This window comes from Streptomyces sp. A012304 (genome assembly GCF_026008495.1).
In the GTDB taxonomy this organism is placed as follows: domain Bacteria; phylum Actinomycetota; class Actinomycetes; order Streptomycetales; family Streptomycetaceae; genus Streptomyces.
Genome location: NZ_BQUN01000128.1, coordinates 3474 through 20230, shown reverse-complemented (window position 1 = coordinate 20230; position 16757 = coordinate 3474). Strand labels below are relative to the sequence as shown.

Annotated in this window: 14 protein-coding genes; all 14 read right to left on the bottom strand. The window is 70.5% G+C overall.

The window, feature by feature from the left end; translation table 11 throughout:
• Positions 1 to 110: 110 nt before the first annotated feature.
• Positions 111 to 548 carry a hypothetical protein gene (locus ALMP_RS32595; protein WP_264935009.1) on the bottom strand — a complete coding sequence of 146 codons (438 nt, stop codon included), beginning with the start codon at positions 546 to 548 and terminating at the stop codon, positions 111 to 113.
• Positions 549 to 849: 301 nt separating this feature from the next.
• A complete protein-coding gene (locus ALMP_RS32590; protein ID WP_264935007.1) occupies positions 850 to 2181 on the bottom strand; it encodes an MraY family glycosyltransferase in 1332 nt (443 codons plus the stop codon).
• 129 nt (positions 2182 to 2310) lie between these two features.
• Positions 2311 to 3549: a serine hydroxymethyltransferase gene (gene glyA / locus ALMP_RS32585; RefSeq protein ID WP_264935005.1), complete on the bottom strand. Its 1239-nt coding sequence runs from the start codon at positions 3547 to 3549 to the stop codon at positions 2311 to 2313.
• Positions 3550 to 3625: 76 nt separating this feature from the next.
• Positions 3626 to 4303 (bottom strand): protein-tyrosine-phosphatase, encoded by a 678-nt coding sequence (locus ALMP_RS32580; protein WP_264935004.1) that lies wholly within the window; start codon positions 4301 to 4303, stop codon positions 3626 to 3628.
• The gene (locus tag ALMP_RS32575) at positions 4300 to 4947 is read right to left on the bottom strand and encodes an L-threonylcarbamoyladenylate synthase (RefSeq protein WP_264935002.1); all 648 of its coding nucleotides are present in this window, start codon (positions 4945 to 4947) and stop codon (positions 4300 to 4302) included. Before ALMP_RS32575 ends, ALMP_RS32580 begins: the two co-directional genes overlap by 4 nt.
• A 55-nt stretch (positions 4948 to 5002) precedes the next feature.
• Positions 5003 to 5842 carry a peptide chain release factor N(5)-glutamine methyltransferase gene (gene prmC, locus ALMP_RS32570; protein ID WP_264935112.1) on the bottom strand — a complete coding sequence of 280 codons (840 nt, stop codon included), beginning with the start codon at positions 5840 to 5842 and terminating at the stop codon, positions 5003 to 5005.
• 92 nt (positions 5843 to 5934) lie between these two features.
• A complete protein-coding gene (gene prfA / locus ALMP_RS32565; RefSeq protein ID WP_264935000.1) occupies positions 5935 to 7008 on the bottom strand; it encodes a peptide chain release factor 1 in 1074 nt (357 codons plus the stop codon).
• Positions 7009 to 7116: 108 nt separating this feature from the next.
• Positions 7117 to 7338 (bottom strand): 50S ribosomal protein L31, encoded by a 222-nt coding sequence (gene rpmE / locus ALMP_RS32560; protein WP_264934998.1) that lies wholly within the window; start codon positions 7336 to 7338, stop codon positions 7117 to 7119.
• A 147-nt stretch (positions 7339 to 7485) separates the two neighbouring features.
• Entirely contained in the window at positions 7486 to 8637 is a 1152-nt protein-coding gene (locus tag ALMP_RS32555) for an LCP family protein (RefSeq protein ID WP_264934995.1), read from the bottom strand.
• Between the two features lie 219 nt (positions 8638 to 8856).
• On the bottom strand, positions 8857 to 10647 hold the full coding sequence (locus ALMP_RS32550) for a trypsin-like serine protease (RefSeq protein WP_264934993.1): 1791 nt from the start codon (positions 10645 to 10647) through the stop codon (positions 8857 to 8859).
• A gap of 141 nt (positions 10648 to 10788) precedes the next feature.
• Positions 10789 to 12759: a transcription termination factor Rho gene (gene rho / locus ALMP_RS32545; protein WP_264934992.1), complete on the bottom strand. Its 1971-nt coding sequence runs from the start codon at positions 12757 to 12759 to the stop codon at positions 10789 to 10791.
• A 404-nt stretch (positions 12760 to 13163) separates the two neighbouring features.
• Positions 13164 to 14093 (bottom strand): homoserine kinase, encoded by a 930-nt coding sequence (gene thrB, locus ALMP_RS32540; protein ID WP_264934991.1) that lies wholly within the window; start codon positions 14091 to 14093, stop codon positions 13164 to 13166.
• Positions 14094 to 14335: 242 nt separating this feature from the next.
• Positions 14336 to 15394, bottom strand: a complete 1059-nt coding sequence (gene thrC / locus ALMP_RS32535) for a threonine synthase (RefSeq protein WP_264934990.1) — start codon at positions 15392 to 15394, stop codon at positions 14336 to 14338.
• Between the two features lie 6 nt (positions 15395 to 15400).
• Positions 15401 to 16690, bottom strand: a complete 1290-nt coding sequence (locus ALMP_RS32530) for a homoserine dehydrogenase (protein WP_264935110.1) — start codon at positions 16688 to 16690, stop codon at positions 15401 to 15403.
• Positions 16691 to 16757: the final 67 nt, after the last annotated feature.

Genomic DNA, 16757 nt, shown 5'->3' with positions numbered 1-16757 from the left:
CGAGCCTCGCGATTGAGCAGGCGTCAGCTCAGATGCCCGCGCCCGCGATGCCGCAGTTGGCACCGGACGATAGCAGGAGTTCTCCCCCGTCTTTATCCCGGCCCTACCTCTCACGACGAGGACCCCGACTTCTCGGACTTGTCGCTCTTCTCGGAGGCCGGGTCGACATAGAAGATCTTCGCCTTCATATGTGCGCGGGCCTGCGCGGCCATCCACACGACGGTCGCGACGACGAGAGAGATCGCGAACGCCTTGGGGTTGAAAAGAGACGTGTCCTTGAAGAGGGCCACGAAGATCATGAGCAGCAGGAGCTGGGCGACATAGAGCATCAGGCCCATGGCCTGGAACAACTGCGGGAGCGTTTTTGCCGTCCACTGGAGTACATACAGACCGATCCCCATGAAGAGGATGGCGACCAGGGTGCCGACGGCCCCGCCGATCGCGCCCTTGCCCCCGGCGACCACACCGCTCACGGCGACCGCGACCACGCCGACAGCCGCTGTGGGCACAGCGATCTGCACAAGGTTCCGGACGTCATTGGACGGCATGGCGGCAACTCCGCTTTCACAGGGGGCAGGGGTGTCGTCATGGACGAGCGTAGTCCCGGTCCGAGGGGGTGAAGACCTCACACCAATGGACCGTCGCACTACGGTCCTTCGGTTCCATCCGGGGTTCTCGTGAACGGTATCACAAACTATTTGATGAGGTCTTTACCTGGTGGGTGTGCCAGCTGTCACACATGAGAGTGACAGTGCGCGTCTGTGCAGAAACAGCGCCCGGTTGTCTGGTATTGGGCCGCTTTGCCCCTCGGGCGTTTCCCCACGACTTGGCAATGCTCTCGTCAGATTCTTACCTTGCCGCACGCGAACGGGGGCCGACCGCGGTCGCCCCGTTGACCCCGGAGACACCGACCGCCACAGGGGTACGGGCCTCGGTCTGTTCGCCGGTCTGCGCTTCGGGGTGCTCCCCCGACCGTTCCCCGGCCGCGGCGGACGCCGGCTCCGGCGCGACCCTGCGGCGGCGGTAGCGCGGCGGCACGAAGGCCTCGGCCCAGCGCGGGGCGCGCGGCGTGAAACGCGGCAGCAGGAGCAGCACCAGGCCGATCGCGCTGAGGACCACGAAAGCCAGGACGATCCACATGGAGGCGTTGTTGACGGAGTAGGCCAGCGCACCGAAGCCGATCAGCGCCGACCAGAAGTACATGATCATCACCGAGCGGCTGTGCGAGTGGCCGATCTCCAGCAGCCGGTGGTGCAGGTGCCCGCGGTCCGCGGCGAACGGCGACTGGCCGCGCCAGGTGCGGCGCACGATCGCCAGGATCAGGTCGGCGGCCGGCACCGCGATGATCGTCAACGGCAGCAGCAGCGGGATGTAGGCGGGCACCATCTGGTGGACGGTGCTCCGCTCCGAACCGGAGAACAGGTTCAGCCTGTCCGGGTCGACCTGGCCGGTGATCGAGATCGCGCCCGCGGCCAGCACCAGCCCGATCAGCATCGAGCCGGAGTCGCCCATGAAGATCCGCGCGGGGTGCATGTTGTGCGGCAGGAAGCCCAGGCACATGCCCATCAGGATCGCCGCGAACAGCGTCGCCGGGGCGGCGGCCTCGATGCCGTACGAATACCAGATGCGGTAGCCGTACATGAAGAACGCCGCCGAGGCGATGCACACCATGCCGGCGGCCAGGCCGTCGAGGCCGTCGACGAAGTTGACCGCGTTGATGGTGATGACGACCAGCGCCACCGTCAGCAGCGTGCCCTGCCACTGGGTCAGCGCGACCGTGCCGACGCTCGGGATGGGCAGCCACAGGATCGTCAGACCCTGCATGACCATCACACCGGCGGCGATCATCTGGCCGCCCAGCTTGATCAGGGCGTCGATCTCGAACTTGTCGTCCAGGACGCCGATCAGCCAGATCAGCGCCGCCCCGGAGAGCAGCGCACGCGGCTCGTTCGACTTCTCGAAGACCTGGTTGAGGTTGGTGAGATGGTCGGCGACCAGCAGGCCCGCGCACAGGCCGAAGAACATCGCGATCCCGCCGAGCCGTGGAGTGGGTTCCCGGTGCACGTCACGTGCCCGGATCTCCGGCATCGCCCCGGCCACGATCGCGAACTTCCGTACCGGCCCTGTCAGCAGATACGTCACCGCGGCCGTGATGCAGAGCGTCAGCAGGTATTCACGCACAGGCTTCCCCACAGTTCTCGCTGGCCATCTCAGCCCCACACCCTAGCGATGGCCGCATATGGATGGGGACATCCGGGTAGCCATGATGGTTGCACGCGTGGCTGTGTACGGGTGCGCGCCTACCCCGGTTCAGCGGGGATAGGGCGGAAACGCGCCGACCAGTTCGCGCACGTCCTCCCGGGTCAGCCTGGTGTCGGACTCCTCCCGCAGCGCCCCCGCCAGCAGCTTGGCGATGCGGGGCATCTCCGCCTCCCCCATCCCCTGCGTGGTCACCGCGGCCGTGCCCAGTCGCAGCCCGCGGACGTCGGTGTGCGGCAGCGGGCAGCAGTCCAGCACCATGCCCGCCGCCGCCAGCCGGCCGCGCGCGGTGCGTCCGTCGACGCCGAGCGGCGCCGGGTCGGCGGTGATGAGGTGGGTGTCGGTGCCGCCGGTGGTGACGACCAGCCCCTCCGCCTCCAGGGCGGCGGCGAGAACCCTGGCATTGGCGACCACCTGATGGGCGTACGCGGAGAACGCCGGTGTTGCCGCCTCGCCGAACGCGACCGCCTTCGCGGCGATGGTGTGCATCTGCGCGCCGCCCTGCGTGAACGGGAAGACTGCCCGGTCCACCCGCTCGGCCAGCTCACCGCCGCACAGGATCATCCCGCCGCGCGGCCCGCGCAGCACCTTGTGCGTGGTGGCGCACACGATGTCGGCGTACGGCACCGGGGAGGGCGCCGCCTTTCCGGCGACCAGTCCGATGGGGTGGGCGGCGTCCGCGATCAGATAGGCGCCGACCTCGTCGGCCACCTCCCGGAAGAACGCGTGGTCCAGATGGCGCGGGTAGGCGGTGGACCCGCACACGATCGCCTTGGGCCGGTGGGCGCGGGCCAGCGTGCGCACCTGCGTGTGGTCGATGAGCCCGGTCTCGGCGTCCACGCCGTAGGGCACGAAGTCGAACCAGCGGCCGGAGAAGTTCGCGGGCGAGCCGTGCGTGAGATGGCCGCCGTAGGGCAGACCGAGCGCGAGGACGGTGTCGCCGGGGCGCAGCAGCGCCGCGTACGCCGCGAGGACCGCCGACGAGCCGGAGTGCGCCTGCACATTGGCGTGCTCCGCGCCGAACAGGGCCTTCGCCCGGTCCACCGCCAGCCGCTCGGCGACATCGACGATCTCGCAGCCGCCGTGGTGGCGGGCGCCCGGATAGCCTTCCGCGTACTTGTTGGCGAGCGGCGAGCCGAGCGCCGCGAGCACGGCCGGCGAGGTGAAGTTCTCCGCGGCGATCAGCTGCAACGTCGACGCCTGCCGCTCCCGCTCCCCGAGCAGGATCTCGGCGAGCTGCGGATCCTGCCGGCGCAGGACGTCGGCCTCCAGGGCATGGGCGAGCGACATGACGGGCTCCGGGCCTCGACGGTGACGTACGTCCAATGTAGGCCGGGGACGGCCCCCGCGCCCGCGACCGCCGTGCCTACATCCGCGCCGGCACGCCCGTCAGCGCCGTGACCACGGGATCCAGCGCCTCGTGTATCTCGTCCCCGATGGACCGGAAGAACGTCAGCGGCGCGCCGTAGGGGTCGTAGACCTCGTCCGCCTCCGCCGTGGGCGCCAGGAGCCACCCGCGTAGAGCCGCCGCCGCGCGCACCAGGGCGCGGGCGCGCATGACCACGCCGTCCTCCAGCGGGGGCAGGGTGGCCGGATCTATCGCGTTGACCAGGCGGGTGAACTCCTTCAGCGTGAAGGTGCGCAGGCCCGCCGAATGGCCCATGGAGATGACCTGGGCGCGGTGGTCGCGGGTGGCGGTCAGCACCAGGTCGGCCCGGATGACGTGCTCGTCGAGGAGTTCACGCCCGGTGAAGCCGGAGGCGTCCGCGCCGAAGTCGGCCAGCACGGTCTCCGCGTTGGCCTCCATGGGCGCGCCCTCGTGGCCCCAGGTGCCCGCGCTCTCCACGATCAGCCCGCCGCCCAGCACCCCGAGCCGCTGCGACACGAAATGCCGGGTCAGCCGCTCGGTGATGGGCGAGCGGCAGACGTTGCCGGTGCTGACGTGCAGGATGCGGAAGGAGTCGCGCGGAAACCCGAATGTCGTGGTCTCCTCCGCGGCACGTACCCCGTTGCCTATGCCGCGCCCCGCGTCAGGGGCTGTCAATTCGCCACCTCGAGGTCGGGTACGACCTTCCGCAGCTCGTCCGCGGAGATCGCGCCCTCACGCAGCAGCAGCGGCACCTCACGGCTGACGTCGACGATCGAGGAGGGGACGTTGCCGGGGGTGGGACCGCCGTCGAGGTAGACGGAGACGGAGTCGCCGAGCATCTCCTGGGCGTAGTCGCAGTTCTCCGGCGCGGGGTGGCCGGTGAGGTTGGCGGAGGAGACGGCCATGGGGCCGACCTCCGTCAGCAGCTCGATGGCGACCGGGTGCAGGGGCATGCGGACGGCGACCGTGCCGCGGGTGTCGCCCAGGTCCCACTGGAGGGACGGCTGGTGCTTGGCGACCAGGGTGAGCGCGCCCGGCCAGAAGGCGTCGACCAGCTCCCAGGCCAGCTCGGAGAAGTCCGTGACCAGGCCGTGCAGGGTGTTCGGCGAGCCGATGAGGACGGGCGTGGGCATGTTGCGGCCCCGGCCCTTGGCCTCCAGCAGGTCGCCCACGGCCTCCTTGGAGAACGCGTCGGCGCCGATGCCGTACACCGTGTCCGTCGGCAGGACCACGAGTTCCCCGCGGCGGACGGCGGACGCGGCCTCGCGCAGACCGGTCACGCGGTCGGTGGCGTCATTGGTGTCGTATCGCCGTGCCATGTCTAGCGGGCCTCCTCGTGCACGTACTGCTCGGATGAAGAAGTCGGGCCGGCGCTCACGGCATCGCCCTGCGGGCGGTCGCGAAGCGCGGGCGGTTGTTGAGGTCGGGGTGGTCGGCCGCGTCGGCCCAGCCCCGCTCCTCGGTGAAGATCCACGGCACCTGGCCGCCCTGGGTGTCGGCGTGCTCGACGACGACGACACCGCCCGGGCGCAGGAGCCGGTGCGCGGTCCGTTCCAGGCCGCGGATGAGGTCGAGGCCGTCCTCGCCGGAGAACAGCGCCATGTTCGGGTCGTAGTCCCGTGCCTCGGGCGCGACGTACTCCCACTCGGTGAGCGGGATGTACGGCGGGTTGGAGATGACGAGGTCGACCTGGCCGTCGAGGTCGGGGAAGGCGTCCAGGGCGTTGCCCTGGCGCAGGTCGACCCTGGACCCCTGCATGTTCTTACGGGTCCACACCAGGGCGTCCTCGGACAGCTCGACGGCGTGCACGCGGGAGCGCGGGACCTCCTGGGCGAGGGCGAGCGCGATCGCGCCGGAGCCGGTGCACAGGTCGACGATGCAGGGTTCGACGACGTCCATCGCGCGTACGGCGTCTATGGCCCACCCGACCACCGACTCGGTCTCCGGGCGGGGGACGAAGACGCCGGGGCCGACCTGGAGCTCCAGGTAGCGGAAGTAGGCCCGCCCGGTGATGTGCTGGAGCGGCTCGCGCTGCTCGCGCCGGGCGATGACCTCCCAGTACCGGGCGTCGAAGTCGGAGTCCCGCACGGAGTGGAGTTCGCCGCGCTTGACGCCGTGCACGAACGCGGCGAGTTCCTCCGCGTCGGTGCGCGGCGAGGGCACGCCGGCGTCGGCCAGCCGCTGGGTGGCCTGAGCTACCTCAGCGAGCAGCAGGCTGCGGGGGCTCGGGGGTCGCCCTCCAAATGATCGCTGCACGCAAGTCCTCCGTGTCGTACTGGGTCGTACGCGTTCCGTGGGTACGCCTCTTACGCGGCTGCGAGCTTGGCGGCCGAGTCCGCGTCGACGCAGGCCTGGATCACCGCGTCGAGGTCGCCGTCCAGGACCTGGTCCAGGTTGTAGGCCTTGAAGCCGACGCGGTGGTCCGAGATGCGGTTCTCCGGGAAGTTGTAGGTGCGGATCTTCTCGGAGCGGTCGACGGTGCGGACCTGGCTACGGCGGGCGTCGGCGGCCTCCCTCTCCGCCTCCTCCTGCGCCATGGCGAGCAGCCTGGAGCGCAGGATACGCAGTGCCTGCTCCTTGTTCTGCAGCTGGCTCTTCTCGTTCTGGCAGGAGGCGACGACTCCGGTGGGCAGGTGCGTGATGCGCACGGCGGAGTCGGTGGTGTTCACGGACTGGCCGCCGGGCCCGGAGGAGCGGTAGACGTCGATGCGCAGATCGTTGGGGTTGATCTCGACGTCGACCTCCTCGGCCTCGGGGGTGACGAGGACACCGGCCGCCGAGGTGTGGATGCGGCCCTGGGACTCGGTCGCCGGCACCCGCTGCACGCGGTGCACGCCGCCCTCGTACTTCAGGCGCGCCCAGACGCCCTGGCCGGGCTCCGGGCTCTGGCCGCCCTTGGTCTTCACGGCGACCTGGACGTCCTTGTAGCCGCCCAGCTCGGACTCGGTGGCGTCGATGATCTCGGTCTTCCAGCCGACCCGCTCGGCGTAGCGCAGGTACATCCGCAGCAGGTCGCCGGCGAACAGGGCGGACTCGTCGCCGCCCGCGCCCGCCTTGATCTCGAGGATGACGTCCTTGTCGTCGCTGGGGTCGCGCGGGATCAGCAGCAGGCGCAGCTTCTCCGTCAGCTCCTCGCGCTGCCGCTCCAGGTCCTTGACCTCGGCGGCGAAGTCCGGGTCGTCGGCGGCGAGTTCCCGCGCGGTGTCCATGTCGTCGCCGGTCTGCTTCCAGGAGCGGAACGTGGCGACGATCGGGGTGAGCTCGGCGTACCGCTTGTTCAGCTTGCGCGCGTTGGCCTGGTCGGCGTGGACCGACGGGTCGGCGAGCTTCTTCTCCAGGTCGGCGTGCTCACCGACGAGTTCCTCGACGGCCTCGAACATCTCTGGCTCCTGTACTGCAAACGAAAAAGGGAAGGGCGGGCGACCAAAAACGCCGGTCCCGGCGCGCCCGGGAAGGGGCGCGGCCGTGGACCGGCGAAGTGGGGCTCGCTACTTCTTGGAGCCGGCGGCCTTGCCGAAGCGGGCCTCGAAGCGGGCCACACGGCCACCGGTGTCGAGGATCTTCTGCTTGCCCGTGTAGAACGGGTGGCACTCGGAGCAGACGTCGGCGCGGATGGTGCCGGCCTCGATCGTGCTACGGGTGGTGAACGACGCGCCGCAGGTGCAGCTGACCTGCGTCTCGACGTACGTGGGGTGGATGTCGCGCTTCAAGGTGTCTCCTAGGTTCGGGAGGGCGCCGGGTCGCAGCCGCGGGATGCGGAAGCGTGAACCGGAGCCGACGTACCAGTCTGCCAGGACTGGCGCCATCCCCCAAAACCGGGGGTTGCCGTGATCTATTCCCCGCGGGCCGCTCGGCCCTCAGGACGTCACCACACCGTCGGCCTCACCGGTGGCCGTGCCGGTCGTCGCCGCCTTGGGGATGGGCTTGTCGTTCTTGAGGGCGTTCCAGACCAGCTGGGCCTTGGCCCGCTCCACCAAGACCCGGTTGGGGTCGGCCGGGTCGTAGCGGACCGGCATGGTGACCATGGTCATGTCGGACGCGGAGATGCCCTTGAGGCCGCTCGCGAAGGACATGAGGGCGTTCAGGGAGCCGAGGTCGGAGTCGGTGGTGACGGCCTTGGTGGCGGTGTCGGCCAGGTCGTACAGCGCGGTGCCGCCGCCGGTGAGGACGCCGACCTGCTTGACCTGCTCGACCAGGGCCTTGACGAAGGCCTGCTGGAGCTGGATGCGGCCGAGGTCGGAGCCGTCGCCGACGCCGTGCCGGGTGCGGACCAGGCCGAGGGCCTGCTCGCCGCTCAGCCAGTGGGTGCCGGCCTTGAGCCGGAGGTGGCTGTCGGGGTCGTCGATGTCCTTGGTGGTGGTGACCTCGACGCCGCCGAGTTCGTCGATCAGCTTCTGGAAGCCGGCGAAGTCGACCTCCAGGTAGTGGTCCATGCGGACGCCGGTCATCGACTCCACGGTCTTGACCGCGCAGGCCGCGCCGCCCGTGGTGTACGCGGAGTTGAACATCACGTCGCGGGCCGCGTCGTGGGTGGTGCCCCGGCTGTCGGTGCACTCGGGGCGGTCGATGAGGGTGTCGCGCGGGATGGAGACCACACCGGCCTTCTGGTGGCCCTCGTAGACGTGGACGATCATCGCCGTGTCGGAGCGGGCGGTGCCGTCGTCCGTGCCGCCGCCGAGCTTCTTGTTGGTGCCGGAGCGGGTGTCGGAGCCGAGGACGAGGATGTTCTCGGAGCCGTTGTCGACCTTGGTGGGCCGCTCGGTGCCGAGGGCCTGGTCGATGTCGACGCTCTTGATGTTGCCGTTGAGCTTGAAGTAGAGGTAGCCGGCTCCGGTGCCGCCCAGGGCGACGACGCCCGCCGCGGTCCAGGCCGCGATCAGCAGGCCCTTGCCGCGGGCGCGCGACTTGCGGCGCCGGCCCTCGGCGCGGTGGCGGCCGCTGCCGTCGTGCTCGTCCCGTGTGCCGGCCTCTCCCGGTATGCCGGGCTCCGGCGTGCTCTCGGCGGACATGTGCTCCTCGGTTCTCGTCTCCGGTCGGTTACCCCCTGCGGTCAGGGACAGGCCGGCCCGGTACATCCGGGTCGGCCCCTTACCGCACCAATCGTCACTCCGTCCTGTCAGACGGGGAAACTCGAGCCAGGGTTGCACAACGCTCCGTGCCCGGCCTGAGCCAGACCGGGCACGGAGCGTGTTCGAGTGAGCGGGCGCTTACCCCGCTCACCTGTGGGTTCAGCCGAAGATGTCGTACTGCTTGAAGGTGGTGCCGAGCGAGACCCGTGTGGCGAAGATCGCAGTGCTGGCCTTGCCGGTGCCCTTGTACAGGTAGAGCGTGCCGCCGGGCGTGCGGGCCAGGAAGTCGGCCCGGCCGTCGCCGCTGACGTCACCGACGGCGGCGAAGGCGTTGTACGTCGTGGAGCTCCACGTCGCCACCTTGATCCGGGCGGAGAACGCGGTCGTGCCGGCCGTGCCGGTGCCCGGGTACAGGTACACCGCGCCGGTGCTGGAGTTGCGGGCCAGCAGGTCGGCCTTGCCGTCGCCGGTGAAGTCGCCGTGACCGCGCACGAAGTTGTACTGGTTCCAGCCGGAGCCGACCTTCACGGGCGCGGAGAAGGTGCCGTTGCCCTTGCCCGGGTAGGTCCACAGGACGCCGGTGGAGTCGACGGCGAGCAGGTCGGGCAGGTAGTCGCCGGTGACGTCACCGGGGGTGACGATCGCCCGGCGGGTCTTCCAGTTGTCGCCGATGAGCTGGGTGGCCCAGGTCCCGCTGGCGGGGACGAAGTGCTTCCAGAAGACGTCGCCGTCCGAGGACCGGCGCAGCAGCAGGTCCTGGTAGCCGTCCCGGTCCAGGTCGGTCTGGAGGACGATGTTGAAGCCGCTCCAGGTGCCCCAGGAGACGCGCGCGGCGAGCGAGGAGCCCTTGGAGTCCAGCTCGTAGCCGGTCTGGGTGGAGGAGCTGCGCACCCACAGGTCGGCCAGGTGGTCACCGCTGAGGTTGGTGTCGTCCACCCGCGGGTAGGACGGGCCGACGTACGTGGACATCTTCGCGAAGACGCTGTACGCGCCGCTCTCGACGCAGTCCTTCACGCCCCAGGAGACGACACCGACGATCCGGTTGTCGACGACCAGCGGGCCGCCGGAGTCGCCGTTGCAGGCGCTGGTGGTGCCGGTGTCGCTGCCGGTGGCGGGCGTGCCCGCGCACACCATGTGGCCCTTGATGTAGTCGGCGCCGTAGTAGTTCGAGCAGGTGGCGTCGGCCTGGATCGGCAGCGTGGCCGCCTTCAGGTTGTCCGAGATGTCTTCCGAGGTGGAGCTGGTGCGGCCCCATCCGTAGACGGTGGCCTGGGTGCCGACCTTGTACGACGTGGAGTCCAGGTTCGTCGTCATCCGGATCGGCGTGGCCTTCACCGGGTTCGGCAGCGTCAGGACGGCGACGTCGTTGTCGATGGTCGCGGCGTTGTACGACGGGTGGTACCACTGGCGCCAGACGCCGGAGGCCGTGCCGCCGTGCAGGTCGGTGCCGGTCGGCAGCTGCGAGGTGCCGGTGACGACGGAGCCGTGGGCCTTCCAGTCGTAGCCCTTGATGCAGTGCGCGGCGGTGAGGATCTTCGTCGGTGCCACCACCGCGCCGCCGCAGAAGAAGCCGATGTCGTCGCTGGTGGACGAGGTGCCGCGGTTGTCGCTGTACCAGAGCTGGGCCATCCACGGGGCCGTGGTGATGGTCGTCGTGGTACCGCCGATGATCTTCGGGTCGACGGTGGTGGCGCCGGTGCTCGCGCTCAGGGAGGCCTTGGAGGCGGTCTGTCCGGGCAGGTCGTCACCGGCGAGGGCGCCCGCGATGCGCTTCTGGAGCTCCGCGAGCGACGGGCCGCTGCGGACGGGCGTCGGCGGGGCCTCGGAGGCCTGCGCGGACGAGGTCAGCAGCGCTCCGGCGACGGCGGCGGCGACCGCGGCGGCGGTGACGGGCAGTGCGATCCGCAGCCGGCGTCTGTGCCGTCCGCCCCCGGACGTGGGTGTACCCACTCAAGTCCCCCCTCGGGATCTGAAGTTCACCAGGTGCACGGTCGAATAGGCGACCGAAGGCGTGATCGTACCTTGCCCGTGAACAGCGAAAAGGGCCGCCCCCCGGATCGGGGAGCGGCCCTTTTGACGGAAGCCGGGACGTCAGTCGCCGTTGCCCGGAGAGGGCGTCGTCTTCTGGATCTGCATCAGGAATTCGACGTTCGACTTGGTCTGCTTCATCTTGTCGAGGAGCAGCTCGATCGCCTGCTGCTGGTCGAGCGCGTGCAGCACCCGGCGCAGCTTCCAGACGACGGCCAGCTCCTCGTTGCCGAGCAGGATCTCCTCCTTGCGGGTACCGGACGCGTCGACGTCCACCGCCGGGAAGATGCGCTTGTCGGCGAGCTTCCGGTCGAGCTTGAGCTCCATGTTGCCGGTGCCCTTGAACTCCTCGAAGATCACCTCGTCCATGCGGGAGCCGGTGTCGACGAGAGCCGTCGCCAGGATGGTGAGCGAGCCACCGTCCTCGATGTTGCGCGCGGCGCCGAAGAAGCGCTTCGGCGGGTACAGGGCGGTCGAGTCGACACCACCGGACAGGATGCGGCCGGAGGCCGGGGCGGCCAGGTTGTAGGCACGGCCCAGACGGGTGATCGAGTCGAGCAGCACGACGACGTCGTGGCCCAGCTCCACCAGGCGCTTGGCGCGCTCGATGGCGAGCTCGGCGACCGTGGTGTGGTCCTCGGCCGGGCGGTCGAAGGTCGAGGAGATGACCTCGCCCTTGACCGACCGCTGCATGTCGGTGACCTCTTCCGGACGCTCGTCGACGAGGACGACCATCAGGTGGCACTCGGGGTTGTTGTGGGTGATCGCGTTGGCGATCGCCTGCATGATCATGGTCTTGCCGGTCTTCGGCGGGGCCACGATCAGACCACGCTGGCCCTTGCCGATCGGCGACACCAGGTCGATGATCCGGGTGGTCAGCACGCCCGGGTCCGTCTCCAGGCGGAGGCGGTCCTGCGGGTAGAGCGGGGTGAGCTTGTTGAACTCGGGGCGGCCACGGCCGTGTTCGGGCGCCATGCCGTTGACCGAGTCCAGCCGCACGAGCGCGTTGAACTTCTCCCGCCGCTCGCCTTCCTTGGGCTGGCGCACGGCACCGGTGAGGTGGTCGCCCTTGCGCAGGCCGTTCTTGCGGACCTGGGCGAGGGAGACGTACACGTCGTTCGGGCCGGGCAGGTAACCGGACGTGCGGATGAAGGCGTAGTTGTCGAGGATGTCCAGGATGCCCGCGACGGGGATCAGGACGTCGTCCTCGGCGATCTGCGGCTCCACGGCCACGTCGTCGCGGCCGCGACGGCCACGGCGGTCGCGGTAGCGGCCGCGACGGCCCCGGCGGCCGCCGTCGAAGTCGTCCTCGTCCTGCGGACCGGCGCCGCGGTCCTGGCGGCCGCCGCCCTGCTGCTGGCTCTGCTGCTGACGCTGGCCGCCCTGACCCTGCTGGTCGTCGCCCTTGCCGCGGCGGTCGCGGTCGCGGCCGCGCTCACGGCGGTCACGGCGACGGCCCTCGGCGGAGTCGGCGTCGGCCTTGGCCTCGCCCTGCTCCGGCTGGGCCGGCGCGGGGGTCTCCGCCTTGGGGGCGGCCTTCGCCTCGGCGGTGACGGTCTCGGGGGTGCCCGCCTCGGCGGTGGCGCGGCGACGGCGGCGCTCGGTGGGGGCGTCCTGGCTGGCCGGCTGGCCGGGGATCTCGATCTGCTGCTGGGCCACGGCCTTCTCGGCGGGGGCCTCGGCCGGGGCGGCGTCCGCCTTCTTCTCGGCGGCGGCCTCACCCGTGCGCGCCTTGGAGGTGGCGCGGCGCTTCGGCTTGGTCTCGGCGGGGGCTTCGGCCTTCGCGGCCGGGGCGCCGCCGGCGGCCTGCGCCTCCTTGATGACCTCGATCAGCTGGCTCTTGCGCATCCGCGCGGTGCCCCTGATACCGAGGCCGGATGCGACCTGCTGCAGCTCGGCCAGCACCATGCCCTCGAGGCCGGTACCGCGGCGCCGCCGGGAGCCGGCACCGGTGGCAGGCGCGGAGGCGTCCGTGGCGGGCGCGGCAGCGGTCTCCTCGACACGTGCGCCCATCAGATCGGTGGTGTCGCTCACGAAGGGTCCTTCCCTGGAGCGGACGTCGGCCTGTCTGGCTCGGCGACCGGTTGTGCTGTCCGACTTCGGTCCTTGATGTGGCGAAGCCGGGGCGGTGGTCCGCCCTATGCGGCGGAAGAGATATCTGGTGATTGGCGCTTCCTCGACGAGCCGTGACACCCGGTGTCACGTGGCGCGGTCGCACCGATTCCGGAGCGTGCCCGTCGGACCGCTCAGCGTCGCTGTACGGCGTACTGCCCAGGTACGACGTACGGAACGCAGTGCGGCTCGGGGAGCTCCCGGAAGAATGTCTGTCCCGGACGGGGACACGAAGCACCTCGCCATGGTGGGGTCGGGTGCAGACTTGAGATTAACACTACCGGATCCAACAAACATTCCCCCTCTCGAAATCCGGCAACCGTGCGCTAAATGTCACCGGAGGGCGCGAGCGGCAGCACGCTCGCGCCGTGCAGGTCCAGTCCGAGCCGGTTGGCGGCCCAGTCCGCGCCCGCGAGCGCCTCGACCTTGTCGGCGGTGCCGGCGTCGGCCAGCGCCATGACGGTGGGCCCGGCGCCGGAGATGACGGCCGGGATGCCGTCGGCGCGCAGCCGTTCCACCAGGGCGGCGCTCGCCGGCATGGCGGGCGCGCGGTACTCCTGGTGGAGACGGTCCTCGGTGGCGGGCAGCAGCAGCTCGGGGCGCCTGGTCAGGGCCTCGACGAGCAGTGCGGCACGGCCCGCGTTGGTCGCGGCGTCGACGTGCGGCACGGTGCGCGGGAGCAGACCGCGCGCGGTCTCGGTCAGCACCGGCTTCCCGGGTACGAAAACCACCGGAACGATGGAATCGGAGGGCTCCATCCTGATCGCCCGCGCGGCGCCCGCCTCCATCCAGGACAGGGTGAACCCGCCGAGCAGACAGGCCGCGACGTTGTCCGGGTGGCCCTCGATCTCGGTGGCGAGCTCCAGCAGGGCCGTGTCGTCGAGCCTGGCCTCCCCGCCTATGGTCACGGCGCGGGCGGCGACGATGCCGGCGCAGATGGCGGCCGAGGAGGAGCCGAGGCCGCGGCCGTGCGGGATGCGGTTGGCGCAGACGATCTCCAGGCCGCGCGGCTGGCCGCCCAGGACGTCGAAGGCGGTGCGCAGGGAGCGGACGAGGAGGTGCTTCTCGTCACGCGGCAGCGTCTCGCTGCCCTCCCCCGCGATGTCGATGTGCAGCCCGGAGTCGGCCACCCGGACGACCACGTCGTCGTAGAGCCCCAGCGCCAGGCCGAGGGCGTCGAAGCCCGGGCCGAGGTTGGCGCTGGTGGCGGGGACGCGCACCCGGACGGCGGCGGCGCGGAACGCTGGACCGGCCATCGCTCGTTGACTCTCCTTGAGCTGCGGAACTGTCGAATGACATTCGATACGAACGGGAAGGACCCTGGGCCGCCGGTGCGGCACTGCACTCGGCACATGCGAGCGAGGCATATGCGGCGGGCGGGTTCGCTACAGCCTATCGAAGGAAGGTTCTGTGGCGACATAGGGCGCACAGGAGGCGCACGATGCGTGTCGTAAGCCCCCTGTGCACCCCCGCGAGGGGAAACCCCGGGTGTACCTCGTTACGCGAGGCCGAGGCGGGCGGCCGCGGTGGCCGCGTCGACGGGCACGGTGACCGGCTGCGGGGCGCCGGCGACGGCCCAGTCGGGGTCCTTCAGACCGTTGCCGGTGACGGTGCACACGATCGTCTGGCCCGGGTCGACCTTGCCCTGCTCTGCGGCCTTGAGCAGACCGGCCACGGACGCGGCGGACGCGGGCTCCACGAAGACGCCCTCCTGCGCGGCCAACAGCCGGTAGGCGCGCAGGATCTCACGGTCCGTCACCTCGTCGATGAGACCGCCGGACTCGTCCCGCGCGGCCAGCGCGTACTGCCAGGAGGCCGGGTTGCCGATCCGGATCGCGGTGGCGATGGTCGACGGGTCCTTGACGACCTCGCCGCGCACGATCGGGGCGCTGCCGGAGGCCTGGAAGCCCCACATGCGCGGCGTCCCGGCGGCGACGCCGTCGGCGGCGTACTCCTTGTAGCCCTTCCAGTAGGCGGTGATGTTGCCCGCGTTGCCGACCGGCAGGACGTGGATGTCGGGGGCGGCGCCGAGCATGTCCACGATTTCGAACGCGGCCGTCTTCTGACCCTCGATACGCACCGGATTGACCGAATTGACCAGCGCCACCGGGTAGTTGTCGCTCAGCGAGCGGGCCAGCGTGAGGCAGTCGTCGAAGTTGCCGTCGACCTGGAGGATCTTCGCGCCGTGCACGAGGGCCTGGCCCATCTTGCCGAGCGCGATCTTGCCCTGCGGGACGAGCACGGCGGACACCATGCCCGCGCGCACCGCGTACGCGGCGGCGGAGGCGGAGGTGTTGCCGGTGGAGGCGCAGATGACCGCCTTGGCGCCCTCCTCCTTGGCCCGGGTGATGGCCATGGTCATGCCGCGGTCCTTGAAGGACCCGGTGGGGTTCGCGCCCTCGACCTTGAGGTGGACCTCGCAGCCGGTGCGCTCGGAGAGCACCTGCGCGGGCACGAGGGGCGTGCCGCCCTCGCGGAGCGTCACGACCGGCGTGCTGTCGGATACCGGCAGCCGGTCCCGGTACTCCTCGATGATTCCGCGCCACTGGTGGGTCATTGCTGGTTACTCTCCTTCAACCCGCATGATGCTGGCGACACCCCGCACGGTGTCGAGCTTGCGCAACGCCTCGACGGTCCCGGCCAGGGACGCGTCGGACGCGCGGTGGGTGACGACGACGAGGGAGGCCTCGCCGTCCTTGCCCTGCTGACGAACCGTATCGATGGATACGTCGTGCTCGGCGAACACGGTCGCGACCTGGGCGAGAACGCCCGGTTTGTCCGCGACGTCGAGGCTGATGTGGTAGCGGGTGACGACGTCACCCATCGGCGACACGGGCAGCGCGGCGTAGGCCGACTCGCCGGGCCCGGTGGATCCGGTGAGCCGGTTGCGGCAGACGGCGACGAGGTCGCCGAGGACGGCGGAGGCGGTGGGGGAACCGCCGGCGCCGGGCCCGTAGAACATGAGCTGCCCGGCGGCGTCGGACTCCACGAAGACGGCGTTGTACGCGCCGCGCACGGAGGCGAGCGGGTGGGTCAGCGGAATCATCGCGGGGTGCACGCGCGCGGTGACGGACGCGCCGTCCGCGGCCCGCTCGCAGATGGCGAGCAGCTTGATGGTGCACCCCATCTCCTTGGCGGAGGCGAAGTCGGCGGCCGTGACCTCGGTCATGCCCTCGCGGTAGACGTCGTCGAGGCGCACGCGCGTGTGGAAGGAGATCCCGGCGAGGATGGCGGCCTTCGCGGCGGCGTCGAACCCTTCGACGTCGGCGGTCGGGTCGGCTTCCGCGTACCCGAGCGCGGTCGCCTCGTCGAGCGCCTCCTGGTAGCCGGCCCCCGTCGAGTCCATCTTGTCGAGGATGAAGTTGGTCGTGCCGTTGACGATGCCCATCACCCGGTTGATCTTGTCGCCGGCGAGGGACTCGCGCAGCGGGCGGATCAGCGGGATGGCGCCGGCGACGGCGGCCTCGTAGTAGAGGTCCTCGCCGTGCTCCTCGGCGACGGCGTGCAGGGCGGCGCCGTCCTGGGCGAGCAGCGCCTTGTTCGCGGAGACCACGGAGGCGCCGTACTCGAAGGCGGTGGTGATGAGGGTGCGGGCGGGCTCGATGCCGCCGATGACCTCGACGACGACGTCGATGTCGCCGCGTTTGACCAGCGCGGTGGCGTCGGTGGTGACCAGGGCGGGATCGATGCCCTCGCGGACCTTGGAGGGCCGCCGCACGGCGACCCCGGCCAGCTCCACCGGGGCGCCGATCCTCGCGGCGAGGTCGTCGGCGTGCGTCGTCATGATGCGCGCCACCTCTGAGCCGACCACTCCACAGCCCAGCAGCGCCACCTTCAGCGGACGCGTACGCATCATCCGACCTCGTTTCCTCATACCGTCTACGGTTGCACCAGTCTCACTCACCGGACGGGAGTTTCTG

Bases quoted from the DNA above. Each gene is read 5' to 3' on its own strand.
- ALMP_RS32595 (WP_264935009.1), bottom strand. From the start codon at position 548: ATGCCGTCCAATGACGTCCGGAACCTTGTGCAGATCGCTGTGCCCACA.
- glyA (WP_264935005.1), bottom strand. From the start codon at position 3,549: ATGTCGCTCGCCCATGCCCTGGAGGCCGACGTCCTGCGCCGGCAGGAT.
- ALMP_RS32575 (WP_264935002.1), bottom strand. From the start codon at position 4,947: ATGGCACGGCGATACGACACCAATGACGCCACCGACCGCGTGACCGGT.
- prfA (WP_264935000.1), bottom strand. From the start codon at position 7,008: ATGTTCGAGGCCGTCGAGGAACTCGTCGGTGAGCACGCCGACCTGGAG.
- ALMP_RS32555 (WP_264934995.1), bottom strand. From the start codon at position 8,637: ATGTCCGCCGAGAGCACGCCGGAGCCCGGCATACCGGGAGAGGCCGGC.
- thrB (WP_264934991.1), bottom strand. From the start codon at position 14,093: ATGGCCGGTCCAGCGTTCCGCGCCGCCGCCGTCCGGGTGCGCGTCCCC.
- thrC (WP_264934990.1), bottom strand. From the start codon at position 15,394: ATGACCCACCAGTGGCGCGGAATCATCGAGGAGTACCGGGACCGGCTG.
- ALMP_RS32530 (WP_264935110.1), bottom strand. From the start codon at position 16,690: ATGCGTACGCGTCCGCTGAAGGTGGCGCTGCTGGGCTGTGGAGTGGTC.